Annotated in this window: 7 protein-coding genes; all 7 read right to left on the bottom strand. The window is 52.4% G+C overall.

Features of this window, described 5'->3' with window-relative positions; all coding sequences use genetic code 11:
- Nucleotides 1-6,574, bottom strand: a 6,574-nt coding sequence (locus AC6ROY_RS24155; RefSeq protein ID WP_500103119.1) for an amino acid adenylation domain-containing protein, incomplete at its 3' end; no start/stop codon positions are given.
- A 530-nt stretch (nt 6,575-7,104) separates the two neighbouring features.
- On the bottom strand, nt 7,105-7,827 hold the full coding sequence (sigE, locus tag AC6ROY_RS24150; protein WP_500103118.1) for an RNA polymerase sporulation sigma factor SigE: 723 nt from the start codon (nt 7,825-7,827) through the stop codon (nt 7,105-7,107).
- Nucleotides 7,828-7,864: 37 nt separating this feature from the next.
- Complete coding sequence (gene spoIIGA / locus AC6ROY_RS24145) at nt 7,865-8,773, bottom strand: sigma-E processing peptidase SpoIIGA (RefSeq protein ID WP_500103117.1); 909 nt, start codon at nt 8,771-8,773, stop codon at nt 7,865-7,867.
- Between the two features lie 237 nt (nt 8,774-9,010).
- Complete coding sequence (gene ftsZ, locus AC6ROY_RS24140; protein ID WP_500103116.1) at nt 9,011-10,153, bottom strand: cell division protein FtsZ; 1,143 nt, start codon at nt 10,151-10,153, stop codon at nt 9,011-9,013.
- Between the two features lie 71 nt (nt 10,154-10,224).
- A complete protein-coding gene (gene ftsA / locus AC6ROY_RS24135) occupies nt 10,225-11,472 on the bottom strand; it encodes a cell division protein FtsA (protein ID WP_500103115.1) in 1,248 nt (415 codons plus the stop codon).
- A 220-nt stretch (nt 11,473-11,692) separates the two neighbouring features.
- The gene (locus tag AC6ROY_RS24130) at nt 11,693-12,568 is read right to left on the bottom strand and encodes a cell division protein FtsQ/DivIB (RefSeq protein WP_500103114.1); all 876 of its coding nucleotides are present in this window, start codon (nt 12,566-12,568) and stop codon (nt 11,693-11,695) included.
- Nucleotides 12,569-12,749: 181 nt separating this feature from the next.
- Nucleotides 12,750-14,018 carry a UDP-N-acetylglucosamine 1-carboxyvinyltransferase gene (gene murA / locus AC6ROY_RS24125; protein ID WP_500103113.1) on the bottom strand — a complete coding sequence of 423 codons (1,269 nt, stop codon included), beginning with the start codon at nt 14,016-14,018 and terminating at the stop codon, nt 12,750-12,752.
- Between the last annotated feature and the right edge of the window lie 12 nt (nt 14,019-14,030).

Below are 14,030 nucleotides of genomic sequence, written 5' to 3'. Positions count from 1 at the left end.
GGCAAATAACCATCAGGCCGCCGTTATACAATGTCCGGGCTATATCGCCGACAAATACATCAAACGAAAAGCTAGCCAACTGCAGCAGACGGACAGGAAATTGATCGAGCCGATATTCCCTGCGATAGGCGGCTGCCGTATTCTCCAGACTTCGGTGCTCGATCATGACGCCTTTCGGCCGCCCCGTCGTTCCCGACGTGTAGATCACGTAGGCCAAATCTTGCGGAGCATTAATGTTTGGTAAATTCGATGCATCCGGCTCATATGCCGTTTCCTGATCCAAAAACAACACCGTTTGCAGCGCCTCATGTCCTGTTCGCAAGTCTCGCACCCGCTCCTCCAGATGCGCCTGCGTCAGCAGTGCGACCGCCCCGCTGTCCTGAAGCATGAACCTGATTCGATCTATCGGATATTGGGGATCAAGCGGCACATAGGCTCCCCCCGCCTTCCAGACAGCCAGCACGGCTACAAGCAGCTCCACCGATCGCTCCGCCAAAATGCCCACGACAGATTCCCGGACGACGCCTTCAGCTCTCAGTCTGCGTGCAAGCCTGTTTGCCTGTTCATTCAATTCCCGATACGTAAGTCTGGTATCCGCATAAACGACAGCAAGCTGATCCGGGGTCTGCTCCGCCTGCTGCTCGATATACGGATGAAAGGTCTGCTGCTGCGTGCGTTCACCTGAACCTGCACCGCCGAATTGGTCAAGCAATTGCGTTTTCTCTGCCAGCGTGACCAGTTCAATTGCACCCACTTGAGTGTTCGGATGATCTGTCGCCTGCTCCAGTACCTGGATGAAATGCCCGCGAATTTGTGCCAAGCTCTCCGGTTCAAAAGCCAAAGCGTTATATTCGAAGTGAATGACGAGGTCATCCTCTGGAATAATTGTTATATTAAATGCATAGTTTGTTTGCTCCGACATGGCGACATTGTGAATCGCAAACTGACCGCCTCCGCGCTCACCCATCTGCTCCAGCCGCTGCTCCACCGGATAGTTTTCAAATACCAGGATGTGCGAAACCAAATCCTGCTTTTGCTCCGTTAATGCCTGAATGTCGTAGAGAGAGTACGTTTCGAAAGGGCGCGAAGCCAACGATTGCCGCTGCACAATCTGCAACAGCTCGGCAAACGTCATGCCCGCAGTGCAACGAATACGTACAGGAATCGTATTGACAAACAAACCGACCATCCGTTCAACACCCGATAGCCCCTCCGGTCTGCCCGATACGACACTGCCAAACACGACATCCTCCTGATTATTATACGTCTGCAGTACAAGCCCCCATGCCGCTTGCAGCAGCGTATACAGAGTTACCTGATACTGCTTCGCGACCCGCTGCATGTTCCCGGTCAACCGTCTGCCAAGCTTAAACGTCAGCTTCTCAGCTTTATAGCCTTCCACCCGCTGCTGCTGCGGCAAATGTGTGCGGTGCTCGAAACCAGCCAAGTATCCGCTCCAATAATGGGATGCTCTTTCTTGATCCTGCCGCTCCAGCCATTGCACATATTCACCGTACGGAGCAAGGGCATGTTGTTCATACGACCGTTGCTCCAGCAAGGCGAAATAAACCTCGAATACTTCTTGAGTGATCAATGCCAGGCACCAACCATCCAAAATGATATGATGGAAGCTCCAGATCAGATGATAGGATTCTTCCTCCGCCTGCAAAACGGATACCCGGAACAAGGGGTCACGGCCCAAATCAAAACCGCGAGCCTTGTCCTGCTGTGCGAAATCAGCCGCATACGAGCTGCGCTCCTCTGCGTTCATCCAACGCACATCCTCGTATTCAAACCCTGCTAATCCGGTCCGATAAACGACCTGTAACGGTTGCTCATGCAGTCCGCTGAAAAAATGCGTCCGCAAAACGGCATGCCGCGCAACCAGCATATTCAGGCTCTGTTGAAACAGATCCAATCGGAAGCTGCCAGACAAATCAAACGTCGCTTGCTCGAAGTAAGCACCCGATTGCGGCTCCATCAGACTATGGAAGAGCATCCCCTTCTGCATCGGCGTGAGCGCATACACATCCTCCAGCTCACCGAAAGGCCTCGTTTGGTCCAGAAGCACATCCAGCTGCTCTTGGCTCAGCTCCCTGAACAGCAAGTCGCTTGGAGTCAGCTCCGAGCATTCCCGTGCCGAGCAGTGGGCAATCACGTCCCGCAAGCTCGCTTCCAGCAGCCGGGCCAGCTGCTTCATGGTTTCCGCACGATATACCTTGCGACTGTAGGCAATCGAAAACCGAAGTTCACCATTCGTCACCATACCGTTGATATCAAGCTCATATTTAAGATCCATATTTCCGCTGATTGGCGCTCCGGTCGAATACGGCGAAAGCCTAAAACCATGCTGCTGCAGATCTTGATCAAATTGCCCCAAATAATTAAAACTAATTAACGGTTCCGGCTTCCTGTCCAACAAAGCGCAGGAGGACATATAGCGCAAAATTCCGTAACCGATACCTTTGTGCGGTACACGTCGCAATGTTTCCTTTACTTGTTTAATCCACAATCCTGTGTCCCGAGCCGTAGCCAAGTCAAGTAAAATTGGAGATTGGCTAGTAAACCAGCCGACGGTACGCGTAATATCAACTTCCGGCAGAATGGTCTCCCGGCCATGGCCCTCCAGATTGATAATCACCTGCTTCATACCCGTCCATTCACGAATCGCCTGGCCTAAAGCTGCCAGCAGCAAATCATTCACTTCCGTGTTGTAAGCACGAGGGGCTGCCTTGAGCAACAGTTCCGTTTCTTCACGTGTCCAGGCTGCCGCCACCGTAACACTGTCACACACCCGTGACTGAAGGTGATCATGATCTCTCGGTAACTGCCCGTCATTACCGGCTGCTGCGAGCAGTTCCCAATACGTCAGTTGCCTTTGCAGCTCCGCGCTATCTGCATAGTGAGATAAGCGTTCCGCCCACAATTGAAACGAATCCGTTTTGTACGGCAGTCGGAGTGCTTCACTTCGAACAGCCTGCTCATAGGCTGCTGCCAAATCTTCCAATAAAATTCTCCATGAAATTCCATCTATAACCAAATGATGAATAACGATCAGCAGATGATCTCCATCTTTGCAGTGAAACAGCCCCAACTTCATTAAAGGTCCTGCTGCCAACGAAATACTGCTTTGAATCTCGTTGGATTTGGCTTCAATAGCCGCAGCACAATTCGCTGCATCGCTGAAATCACATTCCTCCAGACTGTACAGCCCGTCCTCACTGGCTCCACGATTCCATAATTCGTAAGCGCCGTTGGTTGTCTGCCGGTATATGATGCGCAGAGCATCGTGATGACGGACTATGCAGCGCAACGCCTGATGAACTAACTCCACGTCGAAGCCCGCTTCCCGATGGAGCATCAGCGCTTGATTGTAGTGATGCGGTTCAGGTGAATGCTGCTCGAGGAACCAGTGCTGGATCGGCGTCAAAGCGATCGGCCCGCTCACTTCGTTCTGATCCGCTAGCCTTGCAGCTACTTGCATATGAATGGCTAGCTCAGCTACTGTCGGATATTGAAACAGCTGGCTTATCTCTAGCTTATAGCCTGCCTGGAGCAGCCGCGATGCAACCTGAATCGCCTTGATCGAATCCCCGCCAAGCTCGAAAAAATTGTCCCGAATACCTATCTTTCGTATCCCAAGCACCGTCTCCCAGACGGAAATCAGTGTTTGTTCCACGACAGTCTGCGGAGCTGCATTAGGCGTCATTTCGGAAAACGCGTTGTTTTCCGGGGCAGGCAGCGCCCTGCGATCCACCTTGCCATTAGGTGTAAGCGGCAGCCGCTCGATCTGCATGATGTAGGTTGGAACCATGTAGCCAGGCAGCTTGCACGCCAATGCGCTTCGCAATCCGCCGATGTCCAGTTCTCGATCCGCGACCAGGTATGCGCATAGCTGCTTGTGTCCAGGCATAACCTCACACGCAACCACAACCGCTTGCCGGACCGCTTCGATAAGCAACAGTTGCTCCTCTACCTCGCTCGGTTCGATCCGATAGCCGCGTATTTTAACCTGTCCGTCAATCCGTCCCTTGAATTCTAATGAACCATCAGCCCGCCAGCGGGCCAAATCTCCCGTACGATAGCAGCGGGCATTCCCCAGCAGCGGGATCGTTATAAATTTTTCGGCGGTCAACTCCGGACGGTTCCAATAGCCGCGGGCTACCCCCTCCCCTCCGACTATCAGTTCGCCCCACGCGCCAACCGGCTGCAGCTGCATCCTGCTATCCACGACGTAAGCTGTGGAATTCGCTATAGGTGGACCGATAGGAACGAGTCCAGGTTGCTCACCCGTAATTTCATAGGCCGTTGAGAATGTCGTATTTTCTGTCGGACCATAAAAATGAAGTATGCGCAGCTGCGGGTTATCCCGTATGACTTGGTTGATATGGGGTACCGACATAACCTCTCCGCCCACGAGAAGCGTTTTCAATCCGAAAAACAACTCGCTGTCTTCCTGCGACAATTGGATAAATAGCGGCGTTGTCAGCCACAAGGTCGTAATATCATAATCCGCAATGGCTTGCTTCAGATGTGTGGGGCTTAAAATGATATCCTGACTGACTACAACGAGCTGTCCACCGTTCAACAAGGCTCCCCATATTTCAAAGGTTGAGGCGTCAAATACAAGCGCGCCTGTCTGCAGAATGCGCGTTGAGTTGTCCAATCTGATATAATTTGTATTCTTAACCAGGCGAACCACATTCCGGTGCTCAACCATGACGCCTTTGGGCTGACCGGTCGTTCCCGACGTATAAATGATGTAAGCAAGATTGCAAGGTCCACTTAATTTATCCAGATTCGAAGTGTCTCGATGATAGGAGCTGACATCCTCCAGGTCAATGACTGTCCCGGTAAACTCGACTTCCGTCAGCTTGCTGCGCTCGGCGAGAAGCACTCGCGCCCCTGAATCCTCCAGTAAGTAGCGGATACGCTCAGCCGGATAGCCGGGATCAATCGGCACATACGCTCCTCCTGCTTTTACGATCGCCAACACACCGACAATCATCTCAATGGAGCGTTCAACCATAATAGCAACCGGCTGGTCTTGACTGACACCCGCCGATCGCAGCGTCCGCGCCAACTGATTCGCCTGCTTATTTAGCTCATCGTAAGTAAGCTGCCTATTTGGACAAGCAACGGCCGTCTGCTCCGGCGTTCGAGCAGCCTGCTCCTCGAATAATGCTCCGATTGCTTTATCATGCGGGTAATCTGCTGACGTATTATTGAAGACCTTCAAAATCAGGTCCTTCTCGCTTTCCTCCATCATCGACAATTCATAAAGCTTGCGGTAGGGATGTATGATTAATTGTTCCGTTACACGGAGAAGCTGCCGAATCAGTAGACGGATTTCATCCTCCCCAAACAGCTCAAGACGATAATCCACATGCAGCACAAGCTGAGCTTCATCTAATTCATGTACAAGACAAATGTCGAAATCGTTCAAAATATCCCCGGAAAAATCCTGCCGAGATTGAATCATGGCTTCCCCAAACTCCGAGAACTGCAGCGTCCGGTATTGAATCGAGGTTGCAAACAATCGATGAATGTCATGATGCTGCTGTTCCGTTCGCAAATCCTGAATCATTTTATTATACGGATATCGCTGATGGCGCAAATTGGCTGCCTGTTCTTTGCCTACTTGTTGTACAATCGCAAGAAGCTCAGCATCTGGATCAAGTTGTATTCGGGTAGGTACGGTGCTGACGAACATGCCAATCGTCTCTTTAATCGCCTTTACGGTTCGATTTGCATATACAGTTCCAATTAAAATATCGAGTTCCTGTGATACTTTATGTAAATAAATAGATAAGGCCGTTAAAAAAAACGTAAACAGGCTAACTTGGTGTTGTTCACAAAATAGCACAATTTCGGCGTAAAGCTCGGCGTTCAGCGGCACACTTATTCTTTGTGCTGCGGTGCTAAGCGTTAATGAATTGTAGGGTTTTAGCCCAATCGTCTCCGGAAATTCAGCAAGCTGGGCTCTCCAATAAGCTTTATCCTTCAAGTAACGATCTGACTGCTCATAGCTCCGCTCCATTTGGATGAAATCAAGATAAGAGCTTCGTTCCGCACCGATCGAAGCCACAGCGTCTCCGCTCGTCAGGCCCACGTAATATTTACTGATCTGATTGACTGCCTGATTCATAGAGACACCATCAGCCACAATATGGTGCATTTTAAAGTTGAACCAGGTTTCCTCCGCGTTAATCTGAAAAATAACAAACCGATACAAGTCCGAATCCAGCAGCTGGAAAGGAATTTGGTTGTCATGCTGTATCCAGGCCTCGGCTTCCGCCTCACTCAACTCGAGAACGCAAATGTCTGTGTGCGCATGCGGCAGAACGTATTGATAAGGGGACCCGTTATCCGAGCCAATGCGGATGCGAAATGAATCATTCTGTTCAAGAACCATCCCAATCGACTGCTTTAATGCATCAAGATCGACGTGGCCTCTTAACTTAAATGTGCCAATAATCGTAGAGATATTACGCGCGGGATGCAGCTGCTCGGTCAGCCAGATACGCTGTTGAGGCTGGGTTAATGGGTACGGTTGAATCGTTAAATCGCTCATTGCATCTGCCTCCTCCAAAAGAGATCGGTTCCAATCGGCTTGAGTCCATGGCCTGGCGAAGCCATTCGACAGGAGCTATATGGAGCCCGCCTTCGGCCTGAATCGTTTCCAGTATTGAACCTTGTAATTTAAACCGCGGGGCTCGAAAATCATTGAAGAAAAGGGTTCTTTGATAAAATCATGATGATGTCCATCATTCAAGGCGATCCTTTTGTACGAACAAATACATCTTGGGAAAGATCGGAATTAAAATATTACATTTTATTCTATTCGTTCAAATGTGTTCATTAGTATTTCTCTCCCTTTAACAGATGATATTTGAAGTAAAATATGGAAATAAGTATAAATTTATTAATATGTTATCAATTATAGCTATTACTTTCAATAATATTTAAAATTTTTTACTTCAAATGTGAACAAATTAAGTATTTTTAGTGAATAATGTACTATATTGTTATTTTATTGAAACAACAAAAAACCTTCCCCCTATGCTGTCACATAAAAGGAAGGCTTCGGATTTCTAGTCAGATTCACACCATCTTATTAAACTCCTTGCGCAAACGTTTGATAATCCGCTTCTCCAGCCTTGATATATAGGATTGCGAAATGCCCAGCATATCGGCTACGTCCTTCTGCGTCTTTTCCTCCCCGTTCTGCAATCCGAAGCGCAGCTCCATAATGATCCGCTCCCGCTCAGTCAGCTTATCCAGGGCTTTGTGCAGCAGCTTGCGGTCGACCTGCTCCTCGATGTTGCGATAGATCGTATCATTTTCCGTGCCAAGCACGTCCGACAGCAGCAGCTCATTGCCATCCCAGTCGATATTCAGCGGTTCGTCGAAGGAAACCTCGGTCCGGATTTTACTGTTGCGGCGCAAATACATCAAAATTTCATTTTCGATGCAGCGCGAGGCGTAGGTGGCCAGCTTGATTTTTTTCTCCGGATCAAAGGTGTTGACCGCCTTGATTAGCCCAATCGCGCCGATCGACACAAGGTCTTCAATATTGATGCCGGTATTTTCGAACTTGCGCGCAATGTACACGACTAGCCGCAGGTTGCGCTCAATCAGCATCCCCCGGATGGCCGCATCGCCGGATGGAAGCTTTCCTAGCAAAAACTCTTCCTCTTCGCGGGTGAGCGGGGGCGGCAGCGCTTCACTGCCTCCGATATAATAAATCTCATTTCCTTTGAGCCCGACCATCAGCAGCAGACGGAACATCATCAATTGCATCGTCAGCTTCCATTTCACTAACATGTTTGGCTTCCTCCTGTTCCGGGTTTCGTTGATTGGGCTAGCCGCTGCCCGCTTGGATGAGCGAAGGATGAATGATGGCGTGGTATGCGTTGTCCGCACTCAGCCGCCCTCCGTCCAGTCCGATCAGCACCTTGAGCGTCTCGGTCTGCCCCTGCTCGGTTGTGATGACAACCTTGTCCGGCTTGAGCGCAAGCATAAATTGGGTACTGCGGTTTACTCCGCGATACGGCACAAGCCTTAATCTGTCCTGCCAAATAAAAGGCTCCGTGCCGATCGCCGTCACGATCCGGTCAACCTCGGACCGCCTGATGTTGTCCATCCATGCCTCGGGAATCCAGTCCTGCCAGCGGGACGCTTCCATCACCATGACCGGCGTCCGCGTCAGCGGGTCGTACAGCTGGTTGCCTGTGTCAATTAACCCGGTGCAGCTGGCGGCCACCTCATCAATATGCACCTCCACCTGGGCCATCAGCGAGGCCAGCTCCTGCTTGCGCTTCAACGCCTGAATGACCGTCCGGTACAGCCATACAGCCAGCGGGATACCTACAAACACCAGCGTAAGCGTTCCCGTCAGACCGCGGCCTAGTAAAATACCGTTCAGCACCTCCTCAGCTGATTGACTTGCATACATACAACCGACCACGACGCCGGCCGCTACAAAGTTGACCATATAAAATGCGCCGACATTCCGCACAAAATGCTGAACACCGCCGAACCCGAACGCCGTCAACAGCATGACAAGGGACAAAGCAAATTTGACCAGAAACGTGTACAAAAATCCGAGCGGCGGAAAAAATAAAAATACGGCATAGCTGCCGCCAAGTAAAGCCGAGAGCAAAAGCCTCCAAAACCGAAATCGCAGCTTGCGCGACCAAGCCGTGGTCCACAGCAAGGCGCCGTCAATCAGCACATTGAGGAGGAAAATGATATCCAGATAGACGACCATCGTCTTCACCTCCTCCGCAGCCGCCCGACGCCTGTCATCTGTCGTCTGTCGCTTTCGCGGATGAGACAAGTATATCTTATGCCTATTCCAAAGTCTGTCTAATCATGCCATGGCAGCGGGACTATTTTTGTCGGTTCGTGGGGCGATTCCGTCCGTCCGGAATTTGCTGCCGCCACGCCGCACGCAAAAAAACCGGCCTCCTGAAGGACCGGTTTTACAGCAGCCAAGCTGCCTGTCTTATTTGTTGTCAAAGCCGCCGCGGTTGCGGTTGCGCAGGAAAGCCGGAATATCCAGCTGATCGTTCGAGGTTTGTCCGCCGAATGGCCGCAGATTGTTCATCCGCGAATCCGTAGGCTCCGTCTGCTGGCTTGGATTGGACGAAACACCCGGAGCGGCTGGCTTTTTCGCCGGAGGCGCCGTCAAGTTTTTATGCTCGAAGCCTGTCGCGATGACGGTAACCATGATCTCATCCTTCAGCCGCTCGTCGATTACGGCGCCGAAGATCATATTTACTTCCAGATCGGAAGCGGAAGCGACGATATCCGCAGCTTCATTTACTTCATACAGCGACAGATTGGCGCCGCCTGTAATGTTCATCAGCACGCCGCGCGCGCCATCAATCGACGTTTCCAGCAACGGCGACATAATCGCCTGCTTGGCCGCCTCCGCCGCACGATTTTCCCCCGTGCCTACACCGATCCCCATCAACGCGGAGCCGCGCTCGGTCATAATCGTTTTCACGTCTGCGAAGTCGAGGTTAATGAGACCCGGAACCGCGATCAAGTCGGAAATCCCTTGAACGCCCTGGCGCAATACATTGTCCGCCGTACGGAACGCTTCCAGCATCGGCGTCTTTTTATCAACGATTTCAAGCAGCCGATCATTCGGAATGACGATCAGCGTATCGACCTTTTCCTTCAACGCAGCGATGCCCTGATCCGCCTGGAGCGCACGCTTGCGGCCCTCAAAGGTAAACGGCCGCGTCACAACGCCAACGGTCAGAGCGCCGCATTCTTTCGCGATCTCTGCAATCACTGGAGCAGCGCCCGTACCTGTGCCGCCGCCCATGCCAGCCGTAACAAACACCATGTCCGAGCCCTTCAGCGCGTTGAAAATCAAATCGCGGGACTCCTCCGCGGCCTTCTTGCCTACCTCAGGATTCGCACCCGCGCCGAGACCTCGTGTCAGCTTGTCGCCGATTTGCAGCTTCGTCTCGGATTTGGACAAATGCAGCGCTTGGGCGTCCGTATTCACCGTGATGAACTCAACGCCCTTCACACCGTTTTCAATCATTCGGTTAACCGCGTTGCTGCCGCCGCCACCGCAACCGATGACTTTTATTTTAGCCAAATGGTCAGTATCCATGTCAAATTCAAACATACTAGCGTCTTCCCCCTCATTAGGCATTAAACCAGCCGTGCTCTCGTTTCTTGATCAAGATCACGGTTGGTTCAAATAAACTCGCTTAACCAATTTTTTAACCGCTCCATGGTCGAGGGCTTTTGCTCTTGACCGGCAGACGCTTTCTTAGTGCTGGTCACCCGTTTGGCGCCCGAAGCTTGTCTGGCTCCGCGCACATACTTGGACGCATACTGGATGATCCCGACTCCGCTTGTAAAGGAAGGATCACGTACCCCGATATAATCAGGGACGGCAATTCGCACGGAAGAAGCCAGCTCCACTTGCGCGACAGGCAAAATCCCCGGAATCGACACCGTTCCTCCGGACAAAACATATCCTCCAGGCAGCTCGGCATAGCCAAGCCGCTGAACCTCCATCCGGATCAGATGGAAAATTTCCTGAACGCGCGGCTCGATAATGTTGGCGAGATCGACCTGCGAAAACTCCTTGTCCACATTGCTGCCAATCCGGTTTACCTTGAAAACCTGATCGGGAGCCGCGTGATCCACGAGCGCACAGCCGAACTTGAGCTTGATTTTCTCCGCGATATCCGCCTGTGTGCGCAGTCCATAAGCGATATCATTCGTAATGTACTCGCCGCCGATCGGCAACGTCGAAGTCGCTACCAGATGATTTTCGTCGAAAATCGCAATGGTCGTCGCCCCGGCCCCAATATCCACAAGCACGGTGCCGACCGCCTTCTCATCCTTGGACAACGCCAGATGTCCGGCAGCGAGTGACATCAGGATCAGCCCGGATACTTTCAAGCCCGACTTCTCCACCACACGCAGCAAATTATGAATGGCTGTTTTCGTGCCGGTCACAATCGTTGCTTCCACTTCAAGTCTGACGCCAATCATGCTGCGCGGATCGTAAATCTGGTCCGTCCCGTCCACGACATACTGATTCGGCACCACTCCGATAATCTCGCGCTCCGGCGCCAGCGGAATAACTTTCGCCGCCTGAATCACGCGCTCAATATCCTCGTCGCCAATTTCGCGGTCCTCATTGGACACGGCAACTACACCATGACTCGATTGCAAGGCGATATGGTTTCCGGAGATGCCTACATACACCTCAGCAATTTGAATACCGACCATCCGCTCCGCATGATCGACAGCACTGCGGATGGATTGAACCGTTTGGTCGATATCCACGATCGCTCCCTTGCGAATTCCTTGCGAGTCGGCAGATCCAACTCCAATTATATTAATGGCGCCGTTAACGACTTCTCCAATAATAGCACGAACTTTGGATGTACCGATGTCCAAACTAACAATGATGTCATTGCTGCTCAACCCGTGGCACCTCCTGTAAATTGTAGTATAAATAAGCCTTGGTCAGCAAACCTGCTTGTACCTATTCCACACGGCTCTGTGGTTTCCTCTTTTTTTCACATTCTTTTTTTGCACGGAAACTGAAAATATCCCATAATCTCAATAATATCATGTATCCCCATTCAAAAGTAGGAACTTTCGAACTACGCGTAGGCCTATAGACTCTGTCAGAGAAAGACGACTATTCTTTCGGCGTCGATCTGACTTGCTTGTCTTCATTGTCCTCCTTGCTGGTTGGAGTTGTCGTTGCCGGAGACTGCTTGCCGCCGCTTGTTTTGCCTGGAGCTTCGGTCGTTTTCTTGCCGCTCGCCGGCTGCTCGGCAGCCGGGAACGGGGCATGCGAGTCCGCCAGCAGCATCGTCAGCACGCCGCTCGTAATGTGATTTTCGTGCAGACTGGCGATAAATGCGCCGAGATGCGGAAGCTTCTGCGGCAAGTACTCGATCGTGGTGACAACCTCAAATTGCGTGCGCATGTACATTTTGATGCGATCGGGAAACGACTGGCTCGGCGAAGGCTTGATTTCCGACACATCTGTGAACAACGCCGGGTCCAGTGCGGCCATGGCACGACATAGCGCCGCTTTGAGCGGATCGTCCTTGCTCCAGCCGGAGAGAATCGGCATGTCCAGCTTCGCTCCCTGCATCGTAACCGGCACGACGCTTCCATCCGCCAGCAGCGCCTCTACCTGCCCGTTATCGCCGAATTGATACGCGACCTTCGGGAACTCCTGCACATGAATCTCAATCCGGCCCGGAAACCGCTTTTTCACCTCGACCGATTCGATCATCCGCAGCGCCTTGATCTGGCTGGACACCTGCTCGTCCGATACCGAGAAAAAATGATCGCCCGGCAGGACGGCCGCCGCCTTGCGGATCTGCTCCTCGGCTACCAGCGCTTGTCCGTCAATCGTAACCTCCGTCACCTTGCTAAGCGACGACTGGAAAAACAGGATGAGCAGCAGCGTGACAAAAAACAAAAAAAGAAATAAAAGCAGCTTCCTGCTGCTGCGGCTTCGCGGCTTGTCCTGCTTGATTACGGGAAGTCGATCCCTCATGACGTCCTCCTCTTCACGGGGTATGTACACCGCCGGTTTCCCTCCGCTCGCGTCGATCGCCTGGATCGCAAGGAAGCTGGGAAAGAGGGATAACCCGGCGGCAATGCTCATAAACTGATGATAAGAAAAGCTTCGGATCGAAGCCCTAAATCTCGATCGAGGTCTTCCAAGGATGAGCGACCTATTCCATCACAACCGGCGTCGTCCTGTTGATGCTGGCGCCGAGCGAGCGCAGCATCGCCTCAATGCGGTCGTAGCCCCGGTCGATATGATGAATCTGCTCAATGACCGTCGTACCCTGAGCTACCAAGCCGGCGATCACCAGCGCAGCCCCTGCGCGCAAGTCGGTTGCCTCGACGGTTGCGCCATACAAGCGCGGCACGCCCCTGATCATAGCGACGTTCAAGTCAACCCGGATATCGGCTCCCATCCGGGACAACTCATCAACGTGCTTGAAGCGTCCTTCGAACACGGTTTCCTTGATAAGGCTGAAGCCGTCCGCCAGGCTGAGCAGCACCATGATCTGGGACTGCAGGTCGGTCGGGAAGGAAGGGTACGGGCTGGTGACGATCCGCTCCACCGCCCTGAGGCGGGATCGCGCGCATACATTCATTATATCACTGTCGATTGTGATTTGAACACCTGCGCGCTTCAGGACATGGATCGCGGAGGTCAGGTGGGCCGGGCATACGCCCTGCAGGGTCACGTTGCCGCGTGTCACGGCGGCAGCGATCATCAGCGTACCGGCTACGATGCGGTCGGGGATAATGCGATACGTGCACGGGACGAGCTCCGGGACGCCTTCGATCGTAATGGTATCTGTTCCGGCTCCGATAATTTTCGCGCCCATCGCATTGAGGAAGTTCTGCAGGTCCTGAATTTCCGGCTCGCGAGCCGCACCGGTAAGGGTCGTCTGACCGCGGGCCATCGCAGCCGCCATCATGATGTTTTCCGTTGCGCCCACACTCGGATAATCAAGTACAATATCCGCACCGGTCAATTCAGCCGCTGTGCAGACGATCCGGCTGCCGTTGTCCTCAATCTGCACGCCAAGCGCAGCCAGCCCGTGCAGATGCAGATCAATCTTGCGCTCGCCAATCGCACAGCCTCCGGGCTGATACAGCTCCACCCGTCCGAGACGGGCCAGCAGCGGCCCCATCAGGAAGATCGAGGACCGCATCTGACTCATCAAATGCTCCGGAATATGAAACTGATGAACAGCCGCCGTATTTACCGTAACGGTATCGCCCGCCTGCTCCGCTTTGCAGCCGAGTGAACGTAAAATCCCCAGCATCACGCCGATATCCGAAAGCTCCGGCACATTCGTTAAAACAACCGTGCCCTCCGCCATGATGCTCGCTGCCAAAATCGGCAGAGCGGCGTTTTTCGCGCCGTGAATTTTGATGGCTCCCGATAGAGGTTTCCCGCCTTCGATAACCAACTTTTCCAAACTCCCACCTCC

The sequence above is a fragment of the Paenibacillus sp. sg306046 genome (assembly GCF_059821225.1).
Note: the sequence above shows the minus strand (reverse complement) of the source record. Positions and strands in the feature narration are given on the sequence as shown.

What these genes read in the sequence shown, in the direction of transcription:
- sigE (WP_500103118.1), bottom strand. Translation starts at nt 7,827, where the DNA reads ATGTTAGTGAAATGGAAGCTGACGATGCAATTGATGATGTTCCGTCTG.
- spoIIGA (WP_500103117.1), bottom strand. Translation starts at nt 8,773, where the DNA reads ATGGTCGTCTATCTGGATATCATTTTCCTCCTCAATGTGCTGATTGAC.
- AC6ROY_RS24130 (WP_500103114.1), bottom strand. Translation starts at nt 12,568, where the DNA reads ATGAGGGATCGACTTCCCGTAATCAAGCAGGACAAGCCGCGAAGCCGC.
- ftsZ (WP_500103116.1), bottom strand. Translation starts at nt 10,153, where the DNA reads ATGTTTGAATTTGACATGGATACTGACCATTTGGCTAAAATAAAAGTC.